The sequence below is a fragment of the Coleofasciculus sp. F4-SAH-05 genome (assembly GCF_040222985.1).
Lineage (GTDB): Bacteria > Cyanobacteriota > Cyanobacteriia > Cyanobacteriales > Coleofasciculaceae > Coleofasciculus > Coleofasciculus chthonoplastes.
On sequence record NZ_JAVKBY010000250.1, the window covers coordinates 1 to 25,658 of the forward strand.

Below are 25,658 nucleotides of genomic sequence, written 5' to 3' on the forward strand. Positions count from 1 at the left end.
TAACTACAGTTTCTCTTGCAATAAGCAAGAAGTGGGCTCTTGCGTATTCCCCACTATAAAACGCCGGAAGCGTCGTTCTGAAACGGAACCCCAAAGGAAGCCTACAACCGTACCCGTAGGGTCGGTGTAGGAGGACGTCACTTGTCCTTTGTGATGCAGATGGCTCAAGCCTAACAGTTGTAGAGACGCGCCATGGCGCGTCTCTACTATCGTCTCTACAATTAGGTTGTAAGCATTGAATCGGATTCGTGACTATCTTGGCAAACATTCCTCTGCGTCGCTGGTGTCTAAGTCTACTGACCTGTATCGTCGCAATCGCACTGTCCGCCTGTAACCCTGCACTCTTTACCTCGCAAGCCGCCCAGGGTTCCCAACTGGTGACCAGTATTCTCAGTGACCCCAAAACCTTTAACTACGCCCTCTCTCAGGAGTCGCCGAATATTTTTGGCTACACTTACGAAGGACTGGTGACGGAAAATGGTATCACTGGAGAAATTGAACCCTCTCTGGCTGAGTCTTGGGATATCTCCGATAACCAACAGCGGATTGTTTTTACCCTGCGAGAGGGATTAAAGTGGTCTGATGGAGAACCCTTAACCGTTGATGATATTGTCTTTACCTATAACGATATCTATCTCAACGAAGACATTCCCACCGATATTCGCGACATTCTCAGAATTGGCGAAACACGCGGCTTTCCCACTGTACGGAAACTCGATGAGAGGCGAATTGAATTTACCACACCCGAACCGTTTGCGCCCTTTCTCCGCACCACAGGACTGGCAATTTTACCCGCCCACGCCCTTAAGGATACGATAACTGAGAAAGACCAAGAAGGAAGACCCAAGTTTATGACCACTTGGGGTGTGGATACTGACCCGGATAAAATTGTGGTCAATGGTCCTTATCAGCTTGATCTTTACAATACCAATCAACGCTTAGTCTTTCGCCGCAATCCCTATTACTGGCGTAAAGGATCTCAAGGTCAACCCCAACCTTATATTAATCGGCTGTTCTGGGAAGTTGTTGAATCTACGGATACTGCCTTTTTGCAATTTCGTTCTGGTGGTTTAGATGCGATTAGTGTCTCACCGGATTTTTATTCTCTACTCAAGCGGGAAGAGGAACGCAGTAACTTTAACATTTACGTTGGCGGTCCCACGCTAAGTTCTAGTTTTATTTCATTTAATCTTAACAAAGGCAGTCGAGACGGCGAACCCTTAATTGAACCGATGAAATCCCGTTGGTTCAATACCTTGGAATTTAGACAGGCGGTGGCGTATGCGATTGACCGCAGAACGATGATTGATAACTCGTTTCGGGGATTGGGTGAACCTCAGTATTCCAACCTTCCGGTACAAAGTCCTTATTATTTGTCTCCAGAAGAGGGACTGCCAATTTACGAATATAATCTGGACAAAGCTAAAGAATTACTGTTAAACGCGGGTTTCCAGTATAACGATGAAGGACAACTCCTGGATGATCAAGGGAATCGCGTGCGTTTCACTTTAATTACCAATGCGGGGAATAAACTGCGCGAAGCCATGGGATCGCAAATTAAACGAGATTTGGCGAAAGTTGGTATGCAAGTGGATTTTAATCCGATTGCTTTTAGTACTTTGGTGGAACAACTCAGTAATAGCTTAGATTGGGAATGTCATCTTCTGGGTTTTTCGGGTGGTGGATTAGAACCAAATAATAGTGCCAATGTCTGGTCTACGGAAGGTGGATTGCACAGTTTTAATCAAAAACCAACGGTTGGTCAACCGGAGATTCAGGGGTGGGACGTTGCACCTTGGGAGCAAGGGATCAGTGATCTCTATATTAAAGGGTCTCAAGAGTTAGATGAAGAAAAGCGTAAAGCTATTTATGGTGAAGCCCAACGCCTGATTAAAGAACACTTACCTTTTATTTATTTGGTGAATCCCCTATCGATGACGGCTGTGCGCGATCGCGTCGAGGGGATTGAGTATTCGGCTTTAGGGGGTGCGTTCTGGAATATTCACGAGTTGAGGATTTCTGAGGAGTAGGGGTAAGGGAGAAGGTTCAGAGTTATGTTTTTTTAACGCAGAGGGGCGCAGAGGTTTACGCAGAGGGCGCAGAGGGGGTTAAGGGATAGGGAGGACAAGTTTAGAAAATTTGGAAATAAGTAGTCGGATAAAAGAAAACGGCACTGTATTAACTTTTGTAAATAGCCCTCAAACCTTTACTGTTCCCTGTTCCCTGTTCCCTAATCTCAACAAATTAAATCATAGCGTCAGCTTCTTTGTATGACGGACGACTGATTGCTTTTCCCAGGGAATGATTAAACTTATGCCGATTCAGGATTAAGTAACCAAGAGGGATGGACTAACAATTCCGCCGCTGATCGCTTTTCCACCATCTCGCGGGTAATGGCGCAACGGGTAATATCTTGGCGCGAGGGAACCTCGTACATAACTTCTAACATCACCTCTTCTAAAATCCCCCGCAGCGCCCTAGCCCCTGTTTTGCGGCGAAAGGCTTCTTGCGCGATCGCACGTAGGGCTTCTGGGTGAAAGTCGAGGCGCACGTTATCCATTTTCAGCAGTTTTTGGTACTGTTTTACTAAGGCGTTGCGGGGTTGGGTTAAGATTGCCACTAAGGAGTCTTCATCTAGGGGTTCCACAGCGGTAATCACTGGTAACCGCCCAATGATTTCCGGAATTACCCCAAATTTGATCAAGTCGTCCGGTTCTAAGTGTTTTGACAATTCCGAGGAAGACAATTGGGGCGATTGCGTCTCACTGGGTTGAATGAAGCCCACCGAACGTTTCCCTAAACGTTGCTCAATAATTTGCTCTAGCCCAACAAACGCCCCGCCACAAATAAATAGAATATTACTCGTATCCAGTTGAATGAACTCTTGATAAGGATGCTTGCGCCCTCCTTGTGGCGGTACATTAACCACAGTTCCTTCTAAAATCTTCAGCAAGGCTTGCTGAACGCCTTCACCGGAAACATCCCGCGTCATCGAGGACTTTTCACTCTTGCGAGTAATTTTATCAATTTCATCAATATAAACAATACCTTGCTCGGCGACTTCTATATTGAAGTCAGCCATCTGTAAAAGTCGCAGCAGGATATTCTCAACATCATCTCCGACATAACCCGCTTCTGTTAGCGTTGTCGCATCCGCGATCGCAAAGGGAACCTGTAACAGATTGGCGAGAGTTTGAGCTAAAAGGGTTTTACCACAACCCGTTGGACCAATCAATAGGATGTTAGACTTTTGCAGGGTGATGCTGTCATCGAGTCCACTAGCGTCATAATCATCTTGAGCCAGGTTAAGCCGCTTGTAATGATTATAAACCGCAACGGAGAGGACTTTTTTGGCTTGGTCTTGACCAATAACATACTTGTCTAGCGCTTGTTTAATTTCAACGGGCTTGAGCAAGTGATATTGGGGGCGACGGGGAGAATCGTCAGGTTGTTGGTAAGGGGGTTCAGCCGTTAAGGGGGGATAATTCGGGCTTTCTGAGTGAGAAGTCAGCAGTTCTTCCTCTAAAATTTGGTTGCACAGTTCCAAACATTCATCACAGATGTAGACGCTAGGACCCGCAATCAATTTACTAACCTGTTCTGAGGATTTACCACAAAAAGAACATCTTAAATAGGAATCGTATTTGGACATATCAAAATCCGCGCTGTTGGTTTCAGTGACAGCAATCTGGCTTAAGAGGAGAGTTCGGCTATCCAAACCGCTCTATTTTAATTGTAGTTTCCTGCGATCGCAAAAGGGGATCTTCAGGTGATGGGCAGCTAGGGGAGCTGGGGGAGCTGGGGGAGCAGAGGAGCCAACCAATGACGAATGACGAATGACGAATGACAAATGACGACTGACATTAATTTTCAATTAACAGATTTTCTTGCAAATAGGTGGGAGCAGTAATTATCATTGTCAATAATCGGGTTTTTTTGAGAGGGTGATTATGCCTCCGTATACAGCCGCTTCGCTGAAAGCTGAACTTAATTCCCGGGGTTGGCGGTTGACGCCGCAGCGAGAAACGATACTCCACGTTTTTCAGAATCTGCCCCGAGGGAACCATCTCAGTGCTGAGGAACTCTTCCATTTGCTGGATAAGCGGGGAGAGCCAATTAGCTTATCTACAATTTATCGCAGCGTCAAGTTGATGGCTCGCATGGGTATTCTGCGAGAATTGGAGTTAGCCGAAGGGCATAAACACTACGAACTGAATCAACCGTTCCCGAATCATCACCATCATCTAGTTTGCATTCAGTGTAACCAGACCATTGAATTTAAGAACGATTCGATACTAAAACAGGCAATGAAGCAGGTAGACAAGGAAGGCTTCCAGCTCATCGACTGTCAGCTTACCATACACAGTATTTGTCCCGAAGCTCTCCGGATGGGATGGCCCTGTGCACTTCCCAGTAATTGGCGCTGCACTCGAGCGATCGCGGCAGAAGATCCCCAATAGACACTCAGCTTTAACACGTCATCAGGAATTTGTCCAATGGTTGAACTAAGGACAACCAAGCGGTGACATTCGATGAGTAAAACTTCAATCTATTGTGATTAAAATCACTGATAACGGTTCGGTTGAGTGGTAGCTATAACCGCACGGATTTAGCTTATCCGGCGATAGGTTCCCCACGCTCTAATCTTCGATTGAGCGTGGGATGAATCGCCAGTTTATTTGCTTGTTGTAAGCTAATATTAAGGGTAAACTGTTTTTGTATTTCATTGACAAAGCTGTAAAAGCTGGTAAATTGACAGCAAAAACTAAATTCCCTAACTACAGTTTCTCTTGCGATAAGCAAAAAGTGGGGATGGGCGTATTCCCCACTATAAAACGCCGGAAGCGTCGTTCTGAAACGACGACAAAGGAAGCCTACAACCGTACCCGTAGGGTCGGTGTAGGAGGACGTCACACTATCAAACAGACGAATAATATCCAGTAGCGATTTAAAGAAGATTACGGCGGTATGCATATCAGCGAAATTACCCATCCGAACCAGCTACACGGTTTGTCGATCCGTCAACTGGAAGAAATTGCCCGTCAAATTCGGGAACGGCATCTGCAAACAGTAGCCAAAAGCGGTGGTCATTTAGGTCCAGGGTTAGGGGTTGTCGAACTGACTTTGGGATTGTATCAGACGCTCGACTTGGATCGGGATAAGGTGATTTGGGATGTCGGTCACCAAGCCTATCCCCATAAGATGATTACGGGACGCTATAATCACTTCCACACCCTACGCCAAAAGGACGGGGTGGCTGGTTACATAAAGCGTTGTGAGAATAAGTTTGATCACTTCGGTGCGGGTCATGCGTCTACCAGTATTTCAGCCGCCTTGGGAATGGCGCTGGCGCGTGATGCGAAAGGGGAAAACTTCAAGACTGTAGCGGTGATTGGTGATGGGGCATTAACCGGGGGTATGGCATTAGAAGCGATTAACCATGCTGGACATTTACCCCATACCCGGCTGTTGGTGGTACTGAATGATAATGAAATGTCCATTTCGCCCAACGTGGGCGCGATTTCCCGGTCTTTGAACCGGGTACGCCTGAGTAAGCCGATGCAGTTCCTGGCGGATAATTTAGAGGAACAGTTCAAGCATTTTCCCTTGTTCGGGGAATCCTTGACTCCCGAATTACAACGGGTGAAAGAGGGGATGAAGCGGTTAGCTGTACCCAAAGTTGGGGCGGTGTTGGAAGAACTGGGCTTCACCTACATGGGACCGGTAGATGGTCATAATTTAGAAGACTTGATTACCACGTTCAACGCCGCACATACCTATTCCGGTCCAGTCTTAGTGCATGTGGTAACGACTAAAGGAAAAGGGTACGCGATCGCAGAACAAGACCAAGTCGGTTATCATGCTCAAAGTCCCTTTGATTTAACCACTGGCAAAGCGATTCCCTCCAACAAGCCGAAACCCCCTGGCTATTCCAAAGTCTTTGCCCACACCTTGGTTAAATTAGCCGAAAACAATCCCAAAATCATCGGCATTACCGCAGCCATGGCGACGGGAACCGGGTTGACTAAACTCCAGGAAAAACTGCCCAAACAATACATTGATGTGGGAATTGCTGAACAGCACGCCGTTACCCTAGCCGCAGGGCTGGCTTGCGAAGGAATGCGACCTGTAGCAGCAATTTACTCGACTTTCCTGCAACGGGCGTATGACCAGATCATTCACGATGTCTGCATCCAAAACCTACCCGTGTTCTTTTGCTTAGATCGCGCCGGGATTGTTGGTGCCGATGGTCCGACGCACCAAGGGATGTATGATATTGCCTATCTGCGCTGCATTCCCAACATGGTGATCATGGCACCCAAGGATGAAGCGGAACTGCAACGGATGCTGGTAACAGGTGTGAATTACACCGATGGACCGATTGCCATGCGTTATCCACGGGGGAATGGGTACGGCGTTCCCTTAATGGAGGAAGGATGGGAAGAACTACCTATCGGTAAAGGCGAAATTCTCCGCAATGGCGATGATATCCTGCTGATTGGCTATGGTTCCATGGTGTATCCTGCGATGCAAACGGCGGAGATTTTGAGCGAACACGGAATTGAAGCCACTGTGGTTAATGCCCGTTTTGTCAAGCCTTTGGATACCGAGTTGATTTTGCCCCTAGCCCAGCGCATTGGTAAGGTGGTTACTTTAGAAGAAGGGTGCTTGATGGGCGGTTTTGGGTCAGCCGTGACGGAAGCGTTATCGGATCATAATGTTTTGGTACCCGTGAAGCGGTTTGGTGTACCGGATAAGTTAGTAGACCATGCTAAACCTGATGAGTCGAAAGGCGATTTAGGGTTAACACCGTCCCAAATGGCGGAACAAGTACGCGCAGCGTTCTTTAATAAACAACCGTCGGTGGTGAGTTAATTTTCAATTGTGTAGAGACGTAGCATGCTACGTCTCTACGGGAGCCATCAATCCTCGCACTAGAAGTTAGGGTGCGGACGGATTCACCGACGCCAAAGGTTAGGTGTTGGACGAGGCGATTACTGTCTGGGCGTTCAATCGTGAGTTTAGTGGAATAGGTCTCTGATCGCCAGTCGGGATAGAGGGTGACTGCTTCGCCTTGCCATTCTCCCAATAATCGATCAACGGTTAGGGGGGGACGTTCTGGGGTATCGGTTCCGGCGCGTTTTTCCCGAATTAAGGTTAACTGAGACAATTGGGCGTCCTTATCGTAGAGTTGCACTAACCGTAGGCGGCGATTTCCGGCAATTAAGCCTAATTCAGCCCCAAACTCGGAAAAAGTACCCCACTGCATTGAGCCTTGAGAGAATGCGTCCGTCTCAAAAAATAGCACACTTCTGGCTAAGGTACTGTATTCTAAGACTGTTTCCTCAACATCGCGATTCGGGGGATAGCGACGAATCACCTGACGTACCGTTTTATTTTGATTAAGTCCCTCCAAGCTGACAACCGTTGGTGTATCCGTCAACATCTCGACTTCGCTCGGTGTCAACGGTTTTCTTTGCGGCGAGAAGCGGGTAAACGAACCTTGCCATTCGCCTAAATTTTCTAGTAAACACTCCCATTGCGATCGCATTGTTTTTCCTGTTGCCTGTTGCCTGTTGCCTGTTGCCTGTTGCCTGTTGCCTGTTGCCTGTTGCCTGTTGCCTGTTCCCCTTGTTAACTCGACGCACTGGTATAAAACCGGAGGGCAAACTGCCAAAAGACACCGGACACTAACAGTAATCCTAATGCCAGAATCGCCGCACCCACCACCCAGACGAACTCACCGCGACCTAATATTACCTCGGCGGGTATCGTGGTTAAGAACGCCACAGGAACAACAAACGTAAAGAAAAATCGATAAACGGTGGGATAAGCCACCATCGGGAAACGCCCTGCTTCCAACAACCCGCGCAGCACTTCAGTCACATTATAAATTTTGACAAACCAAATACTCGTGGCTCCCAGTATAAACCAGAGACTGTAAAGGCTGATTAAACCGAACAGCAGGGGAACAGCGCCCAAAAGGTAATTAACCCCACTAATGTTAAGGCGTTCACCTGCATAGGCTAAGAGTATTCCAGAAAAAATCACATCGGGCAATCCCCAAGGCGACAGGGTGCGAGACGACAGCCAAAACTGAGAACTAATCGGCTTCAGTAAGATAAAGTCCAGCGTACCCTGTTGGACATGCTGGACAATGCGATTAAGATTCGGACTCAGCAGTGTCGCCGCAAACCCTTGGAGAAAGGTAAAAATCCCCAGAATCACTAAGGCTTCTTCCCAACTCCAGCCCTGAAAGGTATAGCCCGTGCGGTAAAACAAGAATAACCCAAATAAACTGCCCACTAAGTTTCCGAGACTGCTTAAGGCAGCAATCAGAAAGTTGAGGCGATACTCAAGTTCAGCGGCAAGGGCAGTCCTCCAGAACAACTGGAGTACGTTCAGATATCGTTTCATCTTGATTATCTTGATTAAAATAGCAGAAATCACCGCTGAGGATGGCAGTTAGGCAGAGCAAAATTGTGACAAAATGTAAATTAAACTGTGAGGATCTCCCATGAGAAAAATTTTAGTGATTGAAGACGAAAGCTTAATCCGGGATAATCTCATCGAACTGCTGGAAATTGAAGGATTTGATGCCATCGGAGCAGACAATGGTCAGGCTGGGGTGGAAATAGCCAAAGAGTTTCATCCGGATTTAATTTTGTGTGATGTGATGATGCCTAAACTGGATGGTTATGGCGTTTTAGAGGCATTGCGTCAAGATTCTAGCACGGCTGACACTAAATTTGTCTTTCTCACAGCCAGTGCCGATCAAATTAATCTAATGAAAATTAGGGGGTTAGGTATTGATCATATTCTCAAACCCTTTAATGTGGACAAATTCTTGACATTGCTGGAGCATCAAAATGGTTAAATGACTTAGCCGAAAAATAACTCTCAACTGGGATGATTTATTGCAGTCGATTGTGGCGTTCAGCCCCAGTATTTTCTAGTCCTTGTCTTCCTTGTCCTGTCCATCTCCATCTACTCCAGCAATATCCTCCCCAAAAATGCAACCGTTGGCGCAAAAGACGCCTTGGCGTTCATAATGATCAGTAGAGTTCAAGGAATTTTTTGTGTCTCAAAAACGCAGAGTTTGGGTTATAGTCGTGCTAGTGTTAGCTGTGCTGGCATTTGTAGGTATATCAACGATTCCGTTGTTGAGGAGTGTCGTCGAGAGCAATAGTCAGCCGTCTGCTGTCGCTACACCGAATGCCCAACCCAGCCTATCTGCCGAACAGCAAGAGCAACTCGAAGAACAAGCGAAAGGGTACGAACTGGTTTTACAGCGAGAACCAGAAAATCAAACCGCGTTGCGGGGACTATTAGAGACAAAATTACAGTTAAGGGATATTGAAGGCGCGATCGCACCGTTAGAAACCTTAGCTGAACTGAATCCCGACCAACCCAAATTTGCAGTATTGCTCGCTCAAGCCAGAGAACAAACTGGCGATCGCGAAGGTGCAGCCCAAGCCTACCGTCAAATTTTAGCCTCACAGCCCGGAGATATCAATGCCTTACAGGGATTAGTCGCTCTGTATATTCAGCAAAACCGTCCAGAAGCAGCGATTGGTTTATTGCAAGAGACGATTAAAGACGCTGGACAACAGAATCAGACTCAACCGGGTAGAGTGGATGTGAGTTCTGTCCAATTGTTGTTAGGAGAAGTCTACCTGAGTCAACAGCGGTTTACCGAAGCCCTCACCATTTATGATGAACTGATCGAAGAAAACCCCCAAGATTTTCGCCCCGTATTGGCTAAAGCCCTAATTCTCCGCCAACAAGGGAAAACCGCAGAAGCCAAGCCTCTATTTACCACAGCAGTTTCTCTCGCACCGCAGGAGTACAAAGATCAAGTCAAGCAACTTGCCACATTAAGCGAACAGCCTACACCTGCACCAACCGCATCCCCTGATAATAACGAGACACCTGATTTTCCCGAACCGCTTCCGGAAGGGGATGAAAATCCTGAACAGTAAGGTTTGGTAACCAAACCCCTACATTGGTTGTCAATTACGATAGGTATAACGGAGGCTTTTCTGTGGCAGGTATCAGACAATGGTGCGATTAAAACGGTGGCAGTGGATCGTATCGGCAATGCCGATCGCGTTCATCATTATCTTCTTACTCTTATCTGCGGGTTGGCAAATCCACGAGTGGGGAATTAATTGGATCTGGGGTATCTTTATCCTGATCTTCGCGGGTTGGCGTTGGTTGCTAGTAAAATGGACGCGGACAACAGTCGATCAGGTAGAAGCGGCGGTAGCGGAGGTTAGCGATCAACTCGACGCCACCACAGAGGAAACAACTGCCTTACCCGCCACAGATGAGGCGACTCAAAACGCCGAAGCCGCCCTGCAAACGGTGCTGAAAAAAGCACAGGATGATCCGCCCATCTGGGAAGACTGGCAAACCTTTTGGCAACGATGTCAGGAACTTGTTATTGCCATCGCCCATATCTATCAGCCGGCGGCGAAATATCCCTTACTCAATATCTACATTCCCCAAGCTTATGGGCTGATTCGGGGGACGGTGGATGACTTAGATCAGTGGATGCAGAAGTTATCGCCAGCGTTAAGTCAGGTGACAGTGGGACAGGGATTGCAAGCCTACGAAGTGTACCAGAAACTCGAACCCTCCGCCCGCAAACTCTGGCAAGCGTGGAGTTGGGCGCAGTGGATAGTCAATCCGGTGGCGGCGCTAGCCAAACAAGCGAGTAAGCGTTCGAGTAACCAAGCTACCCAGCAACTGTTGATGAATTTGGCACAGATGCTGCGCGAAGCGGCGTTAAAGAATTTATCTCGACAAGCGATCGCGCTTTATAGTGGAAGTACCCCACCGGGTTCAGCTACCGTCTCCCCACCCAAACCGCAACTCCCCCAGGTAAAAACCCAAACCCTGCGCGATATCCTCGAACAAGCTGAACCGGTAGAAGCGGTTGAACAAAAGCCTGTAAGTATTTTGCTGGTGGGGCGTACTGGATCGGGTAAAAGTAGCCTAATTAATACATTATTTCAGGCAGAACGAGCCGAAGTCGATGTCTTACCCAGTACCGAAACGATACAGAATTACCACTGGCAAACTCCAACTGGAGAAACGCTGACGCTGTGGGATACGCCGGGATATGAACAAGTCAACCGATCCGATTTGCGGGACTTAGTACTGGATTATGCCACGAACGCCGATTTACTGCTACTGGTAACCCCCGCCCTCGATCCGGCGCTACATATTGATGCGGAGTTTCTCAAGGAAATCCAAGCAGATATTGAAGACTTACCCGCCATTACAATAGTCACCCAAGTCGATCGCCTGCGCCCGATCCGGGAATGGCAACCTCCTTATGACTGGCAATGGGGTGAACTTACCAAAGAAAAAGCGATTCGGGAAGCGACAGAATATCGCGCCGAAAGTTTAGGGGAATGGTGCGATCGCGTGTTACCTGTGGTGACGGCGGATGGGAAAACCGGGCGCACCCCTTGGAATATCGAGGCGCTATCCTTCGCCTTAATCGACGCGATCGCACCTGCTAAACAACTGCGTCTTGCCCGCTTTTTGCGAAACCGAGAAGCCCGTACAGCGGAAGCGGCTAAAATTATTGACCACTATACGTTTCAGATGGCAACGACTCAGGGGTTGGCAGCGTTTCTGAAAAGTCCTGTGCTACAGTTTGTATCCACATTAACAACCGGATCTCCCACGTTAGCGTTTGCCCTGGCTGAACAAATTCCCGTCGAACAGTTACCCCTAGTCATTGGCAAATTACAGATGGCGTATGACTTATTCTCCTTGCTGAGTGCAGGGGATACTCAGATGCAATTCGACTTGCGATCGCTGTGGTCATTATTGCTGGACAATTCATCTTCACCTGATCGCAATGCTTGGGCATTTGGTCACGCTTTGGTAGAATATTGGACACAGAATATGAGTGTTCAACAATTACGCCAGACGTTTAAGTTTTATCTTAATTCAGCATCGCACGATGTCTAACCCCAGTCACCCCCTCGAAAAACCTGAATTTCGTCGCGAACATCGCTTAGGACTTGTCCTGTATGGTGGTGTTTCTCTCGCCATCTATATGAATGGCATCTGCCGCGAATTCTATAATGCTGTACGGGGTCGAGGTATCTATAAACTGATTAAAGCCCTAACAGATTCGGATATTGTTGTGGATATCCTCTCCGGAACCTCAGCCGGCGGTATTAATGGCGTGTTGCTGAGTTACGCTCTTGCCAATAGCACCAAAGACACAATTGTTGACTTTAAAGAATTTGCCCAAATTTGGCGTGAGAGTGGGAATATCCGCGAATTAATGCATCAACCCTCAACCCAGGAAACCCAACAGGAGTCGGTTTTGGATGGTGCAGGCTATTATCAAACTGCCCTAGCCGAAGCGTTTGAAAAAGGCATTTATAATCGCACGGATGCCCCAGATGGAGAGTGGGTATCTGAGTTGAATGAACTAGATTTATTTGTCACAGGAACTGACATCCTGGGACGAATTTATAAAGTATTTGATGATACAGGTCAAGTCATTGAAGTTAAAAATCACCGCCAGATTTTTCACCTCAAGCATCGTCAGGGACGTGACGAACCCTTTAATCCGGATAGTGACCCAGCGGATTTAAATCGAACGCCGGAACAAACCTATCAATCCCTGGCAAAACTATGCCGAATTACCTCATGCTTTCCGGTGGCATTTCCAGCGGTTAATGTTGGCTTAAAGGAAGATGCCAATCACATTGATCAGCGACTGATTCGATGGGGGCAAATGGAAAATCGTGATTTACCCAAACAACGACCGTCAGAAGGTTATCAACTCCATTTTATTGATGGTGGGGTGTTAGATAATCGACCATTTAGTTACACGATTAAAGATATCTATTTTCGCACCGCTAACCGTCCCATTGATCGCAAGCTGATTTATATTGATCCCAATCCCGATCGCTTGTTGAGAAATCCCAAATTTAATGCCATGGCGAAGCCTAGCACCTGGGATGTGCTTCAGGAGGCGTTAGTTGGACTCCCGACGTATGAAAGCATTAGCAACGATTTGGAGTTAATCCAAGCCCAAAACGATAAAATCAGCCGCTATAACAACATACTCGCTAGTGTGGAAACACCCGATCCATCAACTCCTGGTATTTCCCACAAAATTACCGTTAGTGAAGAGATTTACCTCCGCAGCCGCCTGATTGGTTTGCGCGATCGCATCCTCCCCCTGATTTTACGCATGGATCGAGAGCAAACCACGGCTTCAGGGACTGATAAAAAAGTCATTTTAGATAAAACCGGACAACGGTTAATTGCAGGTATCACCAGCCCGACCGACAGTCAAGATAAAGATATAATTCTTCAACAAGCTAGTCAGCATATTCGTAATCTGGATATAGACTATGCGTTGAGGAAGCATTTCTATATTACTGATAAGCTATTTCAGCAGCTTGAGCAAACAACCGATATCGTTGAATATAATAAGCAGCGATTACTTGTCAGTCGGTTAAATCGACAACTTAAACTGCTAGAAGTTATTCGCTTTACTTTAGATACATTACTAAGTCATCCGCAGGTTAGTGAATCCTTCTACAGTTTACTGGAGCAAAGTTTAGAAAATTCTGATGTGGAATTTCAACAGCAGTGGCGCAAGCAAGTTTATGAGCGTCTTTTGCGTTTGCACCGCTTCTTCTTTGATGCGGATGGTTTAAATGACCTCTCTCCATCTGGCTTAGACCAAAATCGCCTGGAGTTCGTTACCGCCAACTTTTTTAATACATTACCCACCGCTGCGGAACAGTTAGGAGTAGAGTTAAACCAGCTTCAAGACAAACAAAGTAACTGGTTACCGCAAAAACAGATTTCTAGTATTATTGCCCAATTCCAGCAAAAAATTCGCCAACTTGATGATGATCCATCACTGCTCGACCGTATTTGGTCGGAGCAAAAATACCAGGATAGTGATCCGGACAACTGTAGTCAACTGTTTTGCTCCATTCTCCATCAAATTAATCAGGCATCAGAACGGTTAATTCAAACCAGTAAACTCAACGATTATGATGATATTCTCAATCGTTACCAACAGTTTTGTGACTTAGATCAGGTACTCTATCCCTTTGAATATTTAACCAATCTTTCTGAAAAAGATATAATTGAGACAATTCGCTTTAGTCCAGATGATGCTCAGCTAGGGTTAGGGAAGGGAAAAACATTAGATGATAAATTGGCTGGGGATACCTTACAAGCTTTTGGCGGATTTTTTAAGAAATCCTGGCGTTCCAATGATATGTTGTGGGGGCGATTGGATGGACTCAATCGCATTGTTGAAGCCTTAGTTACTCGTGAATCGCTGCAAAATTTTCCAATTTTTTTGGCGCGACAAACCCAAGCACAAGGATGTACAGAAGATGAATACTTAGAACAACTGGTTCAAGACTGTTTCCCCGATACCACAACCAACACTCGTCAGAAACTCAAATCCCATCTTCGCTTATTAGCTGATCCAAATCTGTCTGATGCAGCGATGCATATTATTTTAGACGATCTGGTTTTAGAAGGTCATCGCTCAATTTTAATGACCGACTTAGAAACAGTGATTGAAGATGAAATCAGCGAACAACTAACCTGGAATCGCCAGCGGGTTAAACCCACTGATCCTAATGATGTGGAACGATTGCTGGCTCAACTTGGTGATGAACCACCCAACTATCAACCCGTTCCCGGTTATTTTGAGAAAACGGTGAATACTCTAGCGGCGGGTAAATTAGCCAAAGATGCTATTGGTAGGTTCTCTCCCCAAGCCAAAGAAGACTTCTTTCGCAATCAATACCGGATTGGTAAAGAAACCATTTTAAAAGATATTCCCGGAATTGTGCTGGCAAATCTTGCTACTCGTGCAGCTTTAATCCTGCGAGATATTATGATTACGACTCTAGGAAAAGAACGTGCAAAGAAACTTCAAGGGCTTTTAAGTTATCAATTTGTGAATAAGTCATTACAACTTGTTTATTGGTGGTTACAATTAAAAAGTCCCGCCGCGTTTCAGAGTCCCAATTTTATCGGTAAGCGACCGCTAATATTAGTTCTACAGGTACTCTTATTACTCATGGCGATTATCAGTGTTGTGATTACTGTCTCTAATTCGCCTATACCTACCGCCGTCGCCCTCATTGCTACAGTTTTGTTTTGGCTACTCGGCTATGCTTTCAAAAAGTCTTAGTCATTCGTCATTCGTCATTCGTCAACGTATCGCGGGAGTCCCCACCCTCCTGAGCCTGCGAAGGATCTGCTGAGGGTGGGGAGGGATAGCGGATTGCCGGAGGAACGAAGGCAATCAACCCTTCGACTTGGCTCAGGGTTAATCTTGAGATGCTTCTTGGGATTTAATGTAAGCTTTGACTCTCTCAATGGGAGCGCCACCAGTAGAGGCAATATAATAAGAGCCTGACCAAAATGCCGACTTAGTATAAGTTTTTGATAGTTCCACGGCAAAATCTTTTCTGATGATTCGACTGGAAGCAGACTTCATGCTGCCAATTAGAGATGAAAGTTTGTTGTCAGGATGAAAGTCTACCAATTCAAAATTTATTTTATAAGTGCCGATTTTGTAATGCTTTCATTTCCTGTCGCACATCTACAACAATCTGTAACGCTTCATTAAGTAAACGTCCATGTTCCGTGGCTTGATCGCTAACTTGTAAAGCTGTCAATGCCATGAGATTATTATCAAATAATTCAGAATTGCATTTGATAAACTTGTCATTTTCCCTAAGAATTCGTTCAGTTTTTAAGGCTCGAATAATATCGTCACGGGTTAGCCGAAGTGCCTGAATAACTTGTCCGCGATTTGTTAACGCCACACCAGGATTACCAACGGCTTCAATTTTGTCATTAATATTAATGGCTTGAATCACTCGATTAAATCGGTTTACATCTTCAAATAGTCGGATTAAATTCTTGCATTTGCGGCTAATGGCAATTTTGCGAATATCGTTGAAGAATAAGGTGATGGCAAGAATGGAAGGGATAGCAATTAACAACTTAATATGTTCCGGAAAAACCTGGAGAAGTACAAACCCGGTTAAACTAATCAGGATAATAATCAAAAGGGTTTTAGTAATCTCCGCGATAAATTTGGGCAGAGTCGGTGGTTTCAGGACAGTATCAACACTTACTCCACTCAAATGTTTGAGTTCTCCTTTGGTGATTTTGAGTCCCTGTAAGTCAGGTTGCATTTTAGGTATGATAGTTTGACTCTAGCGATTCGGGCTTGGCTTAATCGGTGATACACTTAATTGTATCTTTCCCTGTATTAGCACAAATGAGGACAAGGGAACAGGGAACTTGTTAATGAAACAGCCTTCTTATGAATCACGTCAACGACCCGCGCTTCATCCGTAAGGATAGAAGCGGGGCGTGAAAACGTCCATAGTTGACCAGCCTGAGTCTTAAATGACTACGCTATTGAAGCCATCACACCTATAAATGCGTTGAGCCAGTTTATAGCTCTGTGGCTTGTCATTAAACATCCGAGTTGGGTTTAGGAAGTGTGGCAATCATGACAAACTTCAATAGCATTGGCGAGGCTCACATTACCCGTTTAACGGAGGACAAATTGTCTAATTTTGTTTTCGTTATCGATACCAACAAACAGCCACTTGACCCAATACATCCAGGACAAGCTAGACGGTTACTCGGTAGTGGAAAAGCTGCCGTGTATCGTAGATATCCATTCACGATCATTCTCAAATACGCTATTCCCGAACCCAATCCTGGATGGTGTCAAATCAAGATAGACCCGATATGCATTGCTTGATGCCTTGAAAAAGTTAGGCTTGCCTGTTGTTACAGGAACGGGTGGACAAACGAAGTACAACCGAGCCATTCAGGGTGTCACTAAAACCCATTGGCACGATGCCGCTCTTGTGAGAGAAACACCACCATTGCAGTTTTTAACCCACATCCCTTTGCTGATTACTGCCAAAGGTCATGGGGTCAGACAGCGAGTGGTAACAGACAAATACGGGTTTCCAAAACAGTATCGGGGTAGATTTAAGCTGTCTCACGGCTTTAAAACTGGGGACATTGTTAGGGCAGATATCCCCAAGGGTAAATATGCAGGGCGCTATGACGGACTGCGGATAGCTGTTAGAACCAAGCCAACTTTTGCCCTGTATCCAAAAAATGGAGGTAAACAATTTGATGCTCACTGCAAATATCTCACCACCATTCATAAAGCGGATGGCTTCGCCTTTTCTTATCTTGGCGGCGATTCCTCCGACGCTTGACTTTCAGTACAAGCGCGGGACCCTCGCCGCATTCTGATGGAGAAACCTGATGACTCATTCTTTAGTTCACTCAATTCAGCAAAAATTTCAGTCGTGGTTTACCCAGGCGCAAGTATCAGTAGCAATCGAGAATGAAGAGGTTGAGTTGTCAGATGGGATTCAGACTCAACTGTGGCAAAAAATCCAGGCACTCCCCTGTTGTCAGGCTTATCAAACCACAGTGCAAGAGGCGATCACCGCTGCGGTTGAAAACTGGCAACATCACCTGGATGCCGCCAATAGTTTGATCATTTTGGGCAGCCCCGTAGAACCCATTGCCAAAATTTTGAGCGATAGTCTGCAAACCTGGCACAATGCCTCCGTAGAGGTATTCACACCTCTACCTTGCCGAATGCGCCCTCATGATCCATTAATCATGTCTCAACAAATTCAGCAAGCCCTGCAAGCCTACCCACAGATTGATATTAAAAACCCTAAGGATAGTGGCGATCTGCTTGAGGCAAACTCCCTGGCTGATCGAAAAACATTGATGATGATTCCCTGTCTGGATCAATGTTTTCTGCGCTGTATTGGGGGTTGGAATAGCATTGAATACTTACGAGACATGGTCATTCATAATCGCAATTGCTTTTGGGTTATAGGATGTAACCATTGGGCTTGGGATTTTCTGGATTTTGTGTGCCAGATTAGCGCCTATTTTAGCGAGGTGAAACCGTTACCGGAACTAGATGGAGCGATGATTCAAACCTGGTTAAACCCGATTGCCAAAACGATGGTTGAACCAGAAGTGATAGAAGACTCAGAAGATAATCTTGATCAGGCATATTGGAAGACTCTTGCCAGTCAATCCTCTGGTGTCAGTAGTATTGCCTTTGGCGTATGGCTAAATAGCTTACGAATCAAGCGCGATCAACTAGAGGATGGTAATTTATCTCAATTGAACTTGAGCGAGACAGCGACAACCAACAAAACCCATTCTACCTTACGTCAAACTAAACCCACATTGCCTAGTTTGCCATCATTAACGGGGATTGACCGCTATTTACTTCATTCGTTGCTAATTCATGGGCAGATGAGCCATGTCCATCTTGCCCTGAGCTTGGGTGAACCCGAAAGCCAAATCCAAGCTCGAATTCAGGGGTTATTGCTAGTCGGGGTACTAGCTAGCAGCAATGGCATGCTATCAGTACGTGCTGCCCATTATGCCAAGCTGAAGATTGAATTGACGAATAATAACTTTTTTGTTGGCGAGGATTAACCATGAGTGTATCGGGTTTTGATATGATCAGTTTTGTTCAGGCAATGCCGGCGTTGTTGGCACAAATCGAGGCATCGGAAACCTTACCGCAACGAGTTCTTACCAATATTACGCTGCAAAAAATTTTTCGTTCTCTCGTCGTTATTTTGATCGCTTATGGGAGCATATTTGTCATTCAGTCGCTCACTAGCTGGAGTTCAGAACGAGTTCCCCGCCGCTTTCGATTATTGATCAAACAATCTTTGCCCTTTTTGAAAGGGCTGATTTTGATCCTAACGTTTTCCTATCTCCTGAATCTGTTTCTGAACTTGTCTCAGGAGAACCTCCTCGCATTGACAGGTACGATCGCTATTGCCCTGGGATTTGCCTTTAAGGATTACGTGAGTTCGATTATTGCAGGAGTAGTTGCACTGTTTGAAGCTCCTTATCGAGTGGGCGATCGCATTCAAATTGAAGATCATTACGGTGAAGTGGTGGACTATGGTTTGCGTGGAATTCGACTCAAGACTCCTGACGACAACATTGTCACTATTCCCCACAACAAAACCTGGACTGAAGCTGTCTCCAATGCCAACAGCGGACAGCTAGAAGCTCAGGTCCTCACTGATTTTTATTTTGCTCATACTGTAGATGCTGAACAAGTCATCCAGATTCTGTACCAGGCAGCTTACAGTAGCAAATATACGCAGCTAAAGCTCCCAATTGTAGTTGTCATGCAAGAACAAATTTGGGGTACTCAGTTCAAGCTGCGGTCTTACCCAATGGATGCCCGCGATGAATTTATCTATAAAACCGATCTGATTCGCCGTGCCAAGCAAGCCTTTGCTCGCCAAAATTTACCTTACCCAAGGTTATCAGATATCCAAAACAATGACAGTTGCCCCTGATCAGCTAAAGTTTAAATTTGTCCGGTGATGGCTCCTGATATTCATCCTAGGAAGAGGTTGGCTCACTCACTAACGCAAATCATTCGGACGAATGACTAAAATACCGATCGCGTGCTTGATATTGCCCACATACTGCTGTAAGTCTTGGGACGTTGTTACTTCTCCCGCTGGTGACGCATGAATCAAACGAATTCTGCCATCTGGCTGGCGATCAATGAATCCGGTATGGGTGACATCTAATCCGGCAATATTCGTAGCGACACCAATAATATCTCCCGATTGTAACCGATTATAGCTGTGGTGAATCTGATCGGTGGGAATATAGTTTAAGGGAACAGCATTAAGCTGATCTTCCATCTCTAAAATACACTGGTAATTTGCCTGATTATTAACCAGTTGAGGATAACGGTGGCGGTGGGTACTCATGAAATTGAGCCGCTTATTTAACGAGATTCCTCCCAGCGCCTGGGTAATATTGGCTACGGTTCCCCGTTGCTCGTTGTCATGAATCCAGGCGGAGAAATAATGCAAACGGCTACAATAGCCATTGAGTTGACCATTCTGGTAACGCTGATCGCGAAGATGATTAACAAAGGTGGGATAGGAATAATCCTGTTGCGCCAAACTGCGTGCGATCGCGAGTACCGTTTCCACAAATAGCACACAGTCAAATGCCTGAAGCGTTACCACCAAGGTTTCGTCTGACGATTGGTCTAATAAGCCTGCCTTATAGGGTGTCCCCACAAATTGGTGTGCGATCGCCTGTATGATATCCGTCATTGGTTGCTCATGCAGACGCTGGGCAATTGCCCAGTTTATGACGTGCTGGAACTGTTCCCTCTCGTCTGATACAGGATTCATGGATGCTGAGACGGTAACATTTGAAGTATCGGTCAGTAACGTCTGAGAAGGGGGAAAAATCAAAGCTTCTGTTCTGGTAGGAGAGAAATTTTCTACATCTCGTGACAAGTAAGAATAATCTATCAGTTCCTCGTCCTCTGTTTCCCAGAGGTAGCAAGCGGCGTTTTTACAGACTTCCCCTCCTCCAGGAGTATCCTCAGCACGAGTTGCCGCTTGACTAACTGGGATAGAATCATACTCCTGAGCTTGAAAGGCAAGATCTGACGTAAAACCGCCAGAAATTGCCAATCCCACAAAAGCCCAGCCAAACATTTTTCTCATTATTCCTCCTACTTCCCCAGCTTAGAAGGGCGAGTTTAGTCAAGTTATCGGTTTTCTCAATTAAGGTTATCGGTAAAATCCGCCCCTACCCCCCTCCAGACGCGCCTGCCCATAGTTTGCCACAGCGCGATCGCGAGTTCTATATAGTAGGTTGGGTAGAGCGTAAGCGTTACCCAACAGGTTCTCTTCTATAGTTGGGTGACTCTTCATTGGACTTTACCACAGCGCGATCGCTAGACCATTGATGCAGTAGGAGTTAGACAAGGATTGTCGCCCTAAAACAGCTAACTTGGGTCTGTCAATTGCGCCTCAAGGCTATAAACTGAAGGATGCATCAAGATTGAGACAATTTTATTTAAGCTGTGCGAAAAATAGTCATTGCCGGTAACTGGAAAATGTTCAAAACTCAAAGGGAGTCCTCTGAGTTTTTGCAAGAATTTATGCCCAAGCTGGAGCAAACGCCCCCAGAGCGGGAAGTTGTTCTGTGTGTTCCCTTTACAGACTTGGGAGTGATGTCCAAAAATCTGCACAATAGCCGGGTGCAGTTAGGGGCGCAGAATATCCACTGGGCAGATGAAGGCGCTTTCACCGGGGAAATTTCTGGTCCGATGTTGACCGAACTCGGCTTGCGTTATGTCGTTGTCGGTCACAGTGAACGGCGTCAGTACTTTGGTGAAACCAACGAAACTGTGAACCAGCGCCTCCTCGCCGCCCAGCGTCACGGGTTAATTCCGATTCTTTGTGTCGGTGAAACGAAGCAACAACGGGATAACGGAGAAACAGAATCTCACATCAGTCAGCAACTCGAAAAGGGTTTGGTGGACGTGGATCAGCAGCAACTCGTGATCGCGTATGAACCGATCTGGGCAATTGGTACAGGAGATACCTGTGAAGCCGCAGAAGCCAATCGGATAATGGGTTTGATTCGCTCTCAACTGAAAGTTGCCGATGTGCCAATTCAGTACGGGGGTTCGGTCAAGTCGGCGAATATTGATCAGATTATGAAGCAATCTGAAATTGATGGGGTGCTAGTTGGCGGAGCCAGTCTTGATCCTGGGGGGTTTGCCCGAATTGTCAATTATCAGTAGTTCAGGGGTCATGGTTCATTGTTGATGGTTCATTTGTCGAAAAAAACGGATAAATAACATAGCTTGCTTGCTTGAGGATTCGCGAGTATGACGTAGTGTGCTTCTCCAAGAGCGAGTATGACAAATAGCGAGTATGACAAATGACGAATGACGAATGACGAATGACAAATGACAAATGACAAATGACAAATGACAAATGACAAAAGACAACTAACCATCCGAGACTATTCATTCCCCTGGGGAGAACGTACCTATCTCATGGGCGTTTTAAATGTGACGCCGGATAGTTTTAGTGATGGGGGGGAGTTTAATACCCCAGAGGCGTCGCTGGCACAGGCTCAACGGCTGGTCGAGGCGGGTGTTGATATTCTGGACATCGGCGGACAATCAACCCGACCAGGGGCTGAGGAGGTTTCAGACACTGTAGAACTTGAGCGTGTACTCCCGGTGATCAAGGCGGTGCGTTCCTCCTTATCCGTTCCAATCTCCGTGGATACCACGAGAGCTTCTGTCGCGAAAGCAGGGGTAGCGGTGGGGGCGGATATTGTCAATGATATTTCCGGTGGCACGTTTGACCCGGATATGTTTCCTGTGGTTGCCCAATTGGGTGTGCCAATCATTTTGATGCATATCCGGGGAACCCCCAAAACCATGCAAAAGCTGACCGATTATCATGACCTCATCGGCGAAATCTACGAGTTCCTAGAGGGTCAAGTTCAGGTGGCTATCAACGCGGGAATTGTGCGATCGCGTCTGATCATTGATCCAGGTATTGGGTTTGCCAAAACCGCTGAGCAAAATATACAACTGCTGCGACAACTTGCTGCTTTTCGTTCCCTCGGTGTGCCTATTTTAGTCGGTGTGTCTCGCAAAAGTTTTATCGGTCACATTCTTAACCAACCTGACCCCAAGCAACGAGTCTGGGGAACGGCGGCGGCTTGCTGTGCGGCGATTGCGGCAGGATCTGATATTCTCCGGGTTCACGACGTTGCCGAAATGCACGATGTCTGTCGGGTAGCTGATGCCATCTGGCGGTAGTATGTTTGAACTTAAGCTACAGCCCTCACCCCCAGCCCCTCTCGTTCCCTCCCTACCAGTAGAGTATGTGTTTTGGCTGATTGTGAATTTTTGTAAATAAATTTAGCGAAACCTTGCAATAATTTCTCTAAAAACTCATAATTCTAATCTGACGGGGATGTGATGTATAGAGCAGCGTTATCCCAGAAGAGTCGGGATCGCCTGATGTCTTATCGATTGCTGTCAAGTCATCAAAAGCCGTATTTGAGTTAGTGAAAAAGTACCACCAAACGGTAAAATAAAAATAGTTATTGACCTATCTTTCTTTGGCAAATTTGTTAAGTTTTCTCTCTAAGAGACAGGAGTATCGCTAAATGTTCAGTTTTTTAAAATCTAAAGACAAATCGTCAGAAGCTCCGAAAACAAAAAAAAGTAAAGACTACTTTTTGGAGCTAGACGATACGGGAGCGGTCAAATCGGAACCGGAAGCGAAGAAACCGGAACCCGCTCAAGCAACCAAAGCTCCAGAAGCAGAAGCGAAAAAGCCAGCAGCGAAGAAGCCAGCAGCTAAAGCGGCTCAAGCACCAGCCGCCAAACCGCAAAAAGCTGCACCTCAAGCGACACCAGCGGCGGCTAGCAATGGCAAAGCCGAGCCTCAACCGGGACTCACCTTTGCACCAAACAACTTATTGCCACTCAAAACCAATAGTAGTCGGCGGCGTCCAGGTCCTTCTATGAATAGTTTCCTAGAGATGGCACGTCAGGTGCAGCCGCCTCGCTCCTAAGTAATTTTATTATATGGTGTCGATGTAGAGACGCGCCATGGCGCGTCTCTACATTAATTATTTTTCAGAAAAACCAGTCCACTATATAGTTCAAAAGCAGAATCCCAGAGGCTTTCTTGACGGCGAAACAAGTCAATGTGAGCGGGTAAACGAGTCAGCATTTCTTTGTAATCGAGAGCAGTTTCAGCAAAATTGGTGAAATCTGACCAAACAGGGGTTTGAGGAAGTTGGCGGTTGAGAAAATCCCGCAAGTTATTCCAGTTGATTCGATTGGTTGTCTGGCTTAGGGGAGACGGGGATTTTCCCTGAGTTGGGTGGTTCTTTGGCTGGGGGAATAACTCAATGCCCTGGTGAAATTGATAATCGCGATCGCATAAACGCAGGATAGTTTTCAAGGTCGGTAAATGCAAGTCGCAAAACTGGGCGTAGTCTTGAGTTTGAGTCTTACGCTGTAATTTACCACGAGCGTCAACATCCACCACTTGTTCAAAAATAGGTAAGCGCCCCTCCACCAGTTGACTCACTTGGGACCACTGGAAGGGGAGGGAACCCAGTTGACCTTGATCATTTTCGCAGACAACGGTAGCTTCCTGAGAACTGACTTGGGAAAAATAATGAACCCTAAACACATTGAGGGATTGAATCTCCGCCAAAATTGCCCAAAAACAAGGAACTGAACCCTGCTTGAGGGATGACGCATAAAATTTTAATTCGCCAATGGGTCCAACTCGATACAACCGCCATCCCCGTGTCGGGAGTTGTAGGCGGGCGGTATAGGGATCGATTTGCATAATCTTCGCCAAGGTTTGGGCGGCGGTGGGTTTGGCTTGGGGTTCAATGGGTTCGAGGACTAAAATACCAAATTGAGTATTTTCGGGGTCAGCCGTGGCTTGGGCTAAGGCTTGGCGGCGTTTTTCCTGTTCCATGGCTTCTAAACGCCCCAATCCCTGACGCGCTTGGGTCATAATTTTAGGATGCGTTGTATTTTTAAGTAACTTGCGGTAAGCGGTTTCTGCTGCTTCTGGCTTACCTGTGGCTTCGTGTAAACGTCCGATATAGAGTTGCACCCACGGGTTATTAGGTTCTTCCTTGGCTAACTGTTTAAGTAACCGAGCCGCTGTGCGGTAGTCTTTTTGTTTAAGGGCATCAGTAACTTGGTCAAGCATAATCTTGTCATTTGTCATTTGTCATTTGTCATTTGTCATTTGTCATTTGTCATTTGTCATTTGTCATTTGTCATTTGTAAAAGATTGTCGCTTTTGTGTTTCTAAACTAGCAGCAATTAACGAAAGAGCCATGAGGGGGGCGGTAACAGCGCGTAAAATTCTATGTCCGAGGGAAACGGGTTGAAATCCAGCCGCGATCGCTTGTTCGATTTCTGCGGGAGTCCAGCCACCTTCGGGTCCTGTAGCAATGGCGATGATCGGGCGTGTTGAGTGTTGAGTGTTGAGTGTTGAGTTAATTTCCCCATCAATAACCTCTAGCTTAGGTAGAATGCCACTGACTTTAGAGTTTGTAGTAAGCGCTTTAGCGCTTGCACTAAAGTGCCTACTACGAACCCAGCTTAAGTCAGTGACATTCAGCTTAGGTAAGCAATTTAACAGATGAGGAACGTTTCCCCGTGCGACACAAATATAGCGGTGGGTGGTGGAGTCGATAACTTGTTCAATGGCTGAGGTAAAGTCCAAGGGATCGAGAATTGTGGGTACAATTTGACGTTCCGATTGTTCAGCGGCTTCTTGGGCGATACGCCGCCAGCGTTCCAGTTTGCGGGGACTGGGATTAAGAATTGTGCGATCGCTCTTGATCGGTATGATATAAGTGACACCGAGTTCGGTTGCAGCGGAGATAATATCCTCAAATCCACTCCCCTTGGGCATCGCGGCGATTAGGGTAATTGCACAAGGTAATTCGGTTTGAATCGGAATAGATTCAATAATTGTAGCTTCAGTCAGGTTAGCCGCTAACTCACTCAACCACCAGTTTCCCTCTCCATCCATAGCAATAAAGCGATCGCCTTCAGTCAGTCGCAAGACTCGCACCAGGTAATGCTGTTGGCTTTCGGTGAGGAGAATCTGTTGGTTTTGTCGTTGCGTGGGTGAGATGACTAACCGTTGCAGGTTTATAGTTGATTGGTCATGGTTCATAGTAGATGTAGC

Annotated in this window: 24 protein-coding genes and 1 pseudogene; 14 read left to right on the forward strand and 11 right to left on the reverse strand. The window is 46.3% G+C overall.

The window, feature by feature from the left end:
• The first annotated feature begins 266 nt into the window (after positions 1–266).
• Positions 267–2,030, forward strand: a complete 1,764-nt coding sequence (locus tag RIG27_RS30435; RefSeq protein ID WP_446350873.1) for an ABC transporter substrate-binding protein — start codon at positions 267–269, stop codon at positions 2,028–2,030.
• A gap of 281 nt (positions 2,031–2,311) precedes the next feature.
• On the opposite strand, the gene clpX is transcribed toward RIG27_RS30435, so the two are convergent.
• Together clpX and RIG27_RS30445 are read right to left on the reverse strand one after the other, a co-directional pair.
• A complete protein-coding gene (gene clpX, locus RIG27_RS30440; RefSeq protein WP_446350837.1) occupies positions 2,312–3,652 on the reverse strand; it encodes an ATP-dependent Clp protease ATP-binding subunit ClpX in 1,341 nt (446 codons plus the stop codon).
• A 72-nt stretch (positions 3,653–3,724) separates the two neighbouring features.
• On the reverse strand, positions 3,725–3,874 hold the full coding sequence (locus RIG27_RS30445) for a hypothetical protein (protein ID WP_446350838.1): 150 nt from the start codon (positions 3,872–3,874) through the stop codon (positions 3,725–3,727).
• Between the two features lie 76 nt (positions 3,875–3,950).
• Here RIG27_RS30445 and RIG27_RS30450 point away from each other — a divergent pair, with 76 nt between their 5' ends.
• Complete coding sequence (locus tag RIG27_RS30450; protein WP_446347474.1) at positions 3,951–4,460, forward strand: transcriptional repressor; 510 nt, start codon at positions 3,951–3,953, stop codon at positions 4,458–4,460.
• Between the two features lie 154 nt (positions 4,461–4,614).
• Here RIG27_RS30450 and RIG27_RS30455 read toward each other — a convergent pair whose 3' ends face one another.
• Positions 4,615–4,974 carry a hypothetical protein gene (locus RIG27_RS30455; RefSeq protein WP_446350839.1) on the reverse strand — a complete coding sequence of 120 codons (360 nt, stop codon included), beginning with the start codon at positions 4,972–4,974 and terminating at the stop codon, positions 4,615–4,617.
• On the opposite strand from RIG27_RS30455, the gene dxs reads away from it, so the two are divergent.
• Positions 4,969–6,876: a 1-deoxy-D-xylulose-5-phosphate synthase gene (dxs, locus tag RIG27_RS30460; RefSeq protein WP_446350840.1), complete on the forward strand. Its 1,908-nt coding sequence runs from the start codon at positions 4,969–4,971 to the stop codon at positions 6,874–6,876. The two genes, RIG27_RS30455 and dxs, sit on opposite strands and share 6 nt — an antisense overlap.
• On the opposite strand, the gene RIG27_RS30465 is transcribed toward dxs, so the two are convergent.
• Both RIG27_RS30465 and RIG27_RS30470 read right to left on the reverse strand, forming a co-directional pair.
• A complete protein-coding gene (locus RIG27_RS30465) occupies positions 6,848–7,678 on the reverse strand; it encodes a DUF3598 family protein (RefSeq protein ID WP_446350841.1) in 831 nt (276 codons plus the stop codon). The two genes, dxs and RIG27_RS30465, sit on opposite strands and share 29 nt — an antisense overlap.
• On the reverse strand, positions 7,636–8,418 hold the full coding sequence (locus RIG27_RS30470) for an ABC transporter permease (protein WP_446350842.1): 783 nt from the start codon (positions 8,416–8,418) through the stop codon (positions 7,636–7,638). The genes RIG27_RS30465 and RIG27_RS30470 overlap by 43 nt, the downstream gene beginning before the upstream one ends.
• Before the next feature lie 100 nt (positions 8,419–8,518).
• On the opposite strand from RIG27_RS30470, the gene RIG27_RS30475 reads away from it, so the two are divergent.
• The 4 genes from RIG27_RS30475 to RIG27_RS30490 all read left to right on the forward strand — a co-directional run bounded on the left by RIG27_RS30475 (position 8,519) and on the right by RIG27_RS30490 (position 15,214).
• Positions 8,519–8,878 (forward strand): response regulator, encoded by a 360-nt coding sequence (locus tag RIG27_RS30475; RefSeq protein WP_446350843.1) that lies wholly within the window; start codon positions 8,519–8,521, stop codon positions 8,876–8,878.
• Between the two features lie 202 nt (positions 8,879–9,080).
• Positions 9,081–9,983, forward strand: coding sequence for a tetratricopeptide repeat protein (locus RIG27_RS30480; protein WP_446347466.1), 903 nt, complete (start codon positions 9,081–9,083; stop codon positions 9,981–9,983).
• A gap of 79 nt (positions 9,984–10,062) precedes the next feature.
• Entirely contained in the window at positions 10,063–11,991 is a 1,929-nt protein-coding gene (locus RIG27_RS30485) for a GTPase family protein (protein ID WP_446350844.1), read from the forward strand.
• Positions 11,930–15,214, forward strand: coding sequence for a patatin-like protein (locus RIG27_RS30490; RefSeq protein WP_446350845.1), 3,285 nt, complete (start codon positions 11,930–11,932; stop codon positions 15,212–15,214). Before RIG27_RS30485 ends, RIG27_RS30490 begins: the two co-directional genes overlap by 62 nt.
• 138 nt (positions 15,215–15,352) lie before the next feature.
• On the opposite strand, the pseudogene RIG27_RS30495 reads toward RIG27_RS30490, so the two are convergent.
• Positions 15,353–15,571, reverse strand: a pseudogene (locus RIG27_RS30495) (transposase); the annotation flags it as partial.
• A gap of 13 nt (positions 15,572–15,584) precedes the next feature.
• Positions 15,585–16,229: a hypothetical protein gene (locus RIG27_RS30500; RefSeq protein WP_446347458.1), complete on the reverse strand. Its 645-nt coding sequence runs from the start codon at positions 16,227–16,229 to the stop codon at positions 15,585–15,587.
• A gap of 323 nt (positions 16,230–16,552) precedes the next feature.
• Between RIG27_RS30500 and RIG27_RS30505 the strand changes: the two genes are divergently transcribed.
• The 4 genes from RIG27_RS30505 to RIG27_RS30520 are packed head-to-tail and all read left to right on the forward strand — an operon-like array spanning position 16,553 to position 19,427.
• Positions 16,553–16,810: an RRXRR domain-containing protein gene (locus RIG27_RS30505; RefSeq protein ID WP_446350846.1), complete on the forward strand. Its 258-nt coding sequence runs from the start codon at positions 16,553–16,555 to the stop codon at positions 16,808–16,810.
• Between the two features lie 19 nt (positions 16,811–16,829).
• Positions 16,830–17,282 carry a hypothetical protein gene (locus RIG27_RS30510; RefSeq protein ID WP_446350847.1) on the forward strand — a complete coding sequence of 151 codons (453 nt, stop codon included), beginning with the start codon at positions 16,830–16,832 and terminating at the stop codon, positions 17,280–17,282.
• A gap of 49 nt (positions 17,283–17,331) precedes the next feature.
• Complete coding sequence (locus tag RIG27_RS30515; RefSeq protein WP_446350848.1) at positions 17,332–18,540, forward strand: MarR family transcriptional regulator; 1,209 nt, start codon at positions 17,332–17,334, stop codon at positions 18,538–18,540.
• A 44-nt stretch (positions 18,541–18,584) separates the two neighbouring features.
• Positions 18,585–19,427: a mechanosensitive ion channel family protein gene (locus RIG27_RS30520; RefSeq protein ID WP_446350874.1), complete on the forward strand. Its 843-nt coding sequence runs from the start codon at positions 18,585–18,587 to the stop codon at positions 19,425–19,427.
• 69 nt (positions 19,428–19,496) lie between these two features.
• Here RIG27_RS30520 and RIG27_RS30525 read toward each other — a convergent pair whose 3' ends face one another.
• Positions 19,497–20,609, reverse strand: coding sequence for an N-acetylmuramoyl-L-alanine amidase-like domain-containing protein (locus tag RIG27_RS30525; protein WP_446350849.1), 1,113 nt, complete (start codon positions 20,607–20,609; stop codon positions 19,497–19,499).
• Between the two features lie 362 nt (positions 20,610–20,971).
• On the opposite strand from RIG27_RS30525, the gene tpiA reads away from it, so the two are divergent.
• Positions 20,972–21,697, forward strand: coding sequence for a triose-phosphate isomerase (gene tpiA, locus RIG27_RS30530; protein ID WP_446350850.1), 726 nt, complete (start codon positions 20,972–20,974; stop codon positions 21,695–21,697).
• 15 nt (positions 21,698–21,712) lie between these two features.
• Here tpiA and RIG27_RS30535 read toward each other — a convergent pair whose 3' ends face one another.
• The gene (locus tag RIG27_RS30535; RefSeq protein ID WP_446350851.1) at positions 21,713–21,907 is read right to left on the reverse strand and encodes a hypothetical protein; all 195 of its coding nucleotides are present in this window, start codon (positions 21,905–21,907) and stop codon (positions 21,713–21,715) included.
• Between RIG27_RS30535 and folP the strand changes: the two genes are divergently transcribed.
• Both folP and RIG27_RS30545 read left to right on the forward strand, forming a co-directional pair.
• Positions 21,887–22,735 (forward strand): dihydropteroate synthase, encoded by an 849-nt coding sequence (gene folP / locus RIG27_RS30540; RefSeq protein ID WP_446350852.1) that lies wholly within the window; start codon positions 21,887–21,889, stop codon positions 22,733–22,735. The two genes, RIG27_RS30535 and folP, sit on opposite strands and share 21 nt — an antisense overlap.
• Positions 22,736–23,088: 353 nt before the next feature.
• Positions 23,089–23,499: a hypothetical protein gene (locus tag RIG27_RS30545; protein ID WP_446350853.1), complete on the forward strand. Its 411-nt coding sequence runs from the start codon at positions 23,089–23,091 to the stop codon at positions 23,497–23,499.
• A 53-nt stretch (positions 23,500–23,552) separates the two neighbouring features.
• Here the strand turns inward: RIG27_RS30545 and RIG27_RS30550 are convergent, their stop codons facing one another.
• Positions 23,553–24,665 (reverse strand): tetratricopeptide repeat protein, encoded by a 1,113-nt coding sequence (locus RIG27_RS30550; RefSeq protein ID WP_446350875.1) that lies wholly within the window; start codon positions 24,663–24,665, stop codon positions 23,553–23,555.
• Between the two features lie 63 nt (positions 24,666–24,728).
• Positions 24,729–25,646 carry an RsmE family RNA methyltransferase gene (locus RIG27_RS30555; RefSeq protein ID WP_446350854.1) on the reverse strand — a complete coding sequence of 306 codons (918 nt, stop codon included), beginning with the start codon at positions 25,644–25,646 and terminating at the stop codon, positions 24,729–24,731.
• Positions 25,647–25,658 lie beyond the last annotated feature (12 nt).

What these genes read in the sequence shown, in the direction of transcription:
- RIG27_RS30475 (WP_446350843.1), top strand. Translation starts at nt 8,519, where the DNA reads ATGAGAAAAATTTTAGTGATTGAAGACGAAAGCTTAATCCGGGATAAT.
- RIG27_RS30470 (WP_446350842.1), bottom strand. Translation starts at nt 8,418, where the DNA reads ATGAAACGATATCTGAACGTACTCCAGTTGTTCTGGAGGACTGCCCTT.
- RIG27_RS30500 (WP_446347458.1), bottom strand. Translation starts at nt 16,229, where the DNA reads ATGCAACCTGACTTACAGGGACTCAAAATCACCAAAGGAGAACTCAAA.
- RIG27_RS30515 (WP_446350848.1), top strand. Translation starts at nt 17,332, where the DNA reads ATGACTCATTCTTTAGTTCACTCAATTCAGCAAAAATTTCAGTCGTGG.
- RIG27_RS30450 (WP_446347474.1), top strand. Translation starts at nt 3,951, where the DNA reads ATGCCTCCGTATACAGCCGCTTCGCTGAAAGCTGAACTTAATTCCCGG.
- RIG27_RS30525 (WP_446350849.1), bottom strand. Translation starts at nt 20,609, where the DNA reads ATGAGAAAAATGTTTGGCTGGGCTTTTGTGGGATTGGCAATTTCTGGC.
- RIG27_RS30485 (WP_446350844.1), top strand. Translation starts at nt 10,063, where the DNA reads ATGGTGCGATTAAAACGGTGGCAGTGGATCGTATCGGCAATGCCGATC.
- RIG27_RS30520 (WP_446350874.1), top strand. Translation starts at nt 18,585, where the DNA reads ATGCCGGCGTTGTTGGCACAAATCGAGGCATCGGAAACCTTACCGCAA.
- RIG27_RS30505 (WP_446350846.1), top strand. Translation starts at nt 16,553, where the DNA reads ATGACAAACTTCAATAGCATTGGCGAGGCTCACATTACCCGTTTAACG.
- folP (WP_446350852.1), top strand. Translation starts at nt 21,887, where the DNA reads ATGACAAATGACAAAAGACAACTAACCATCCGAGACTATTCATTCCCC.
- clpX (WP_446350837.1), bottom strand. Translation starts at nt 3,652, where the DNA reads ATGTCCAAATACGATTCCTATTTAAGATGTTCTTTTTGTGGTAAATCC.
- RIG27_RS30550 (WP_446350875.1), bottom strand. Translation starts at nt 24,665, where the DNA reads ATGCTTGACCAAGTTACTGATGCCCTTAAACAAAAAGACTACCGCACA.
- RIG27_RS30455 (WP_446350839.1), bottom strand. Translation starts at nt 4,974, where the DNA reads ATGCATACCGCCGTAATCTTCTTTAAATCGCTACTGGATATTATTCGT.
- dxs (WP_446350840.1), top strand. Translation starts at nt 4,969, where the DNA reads ATGCATATCAGCGAAATTACCCATCCGAACCAGCTACACGGTTTGTCG.
- RIG27_RS30545 (WP_446350853.1), top strand. Translation starts at nt 23,089, where the DNA reads ATGTTCAGTTTTTTAAAATCTAAAGACAAATCGTCAGAAGCTCCGAAA.
- RIG27_RS30555 (WP_446350854.1), bottom strand. Translation starts at nt 25,646, where the DNA reads ATGAACCATGACCAATCAACTATAAACCTGCAACGGTTAGTCATCTCA.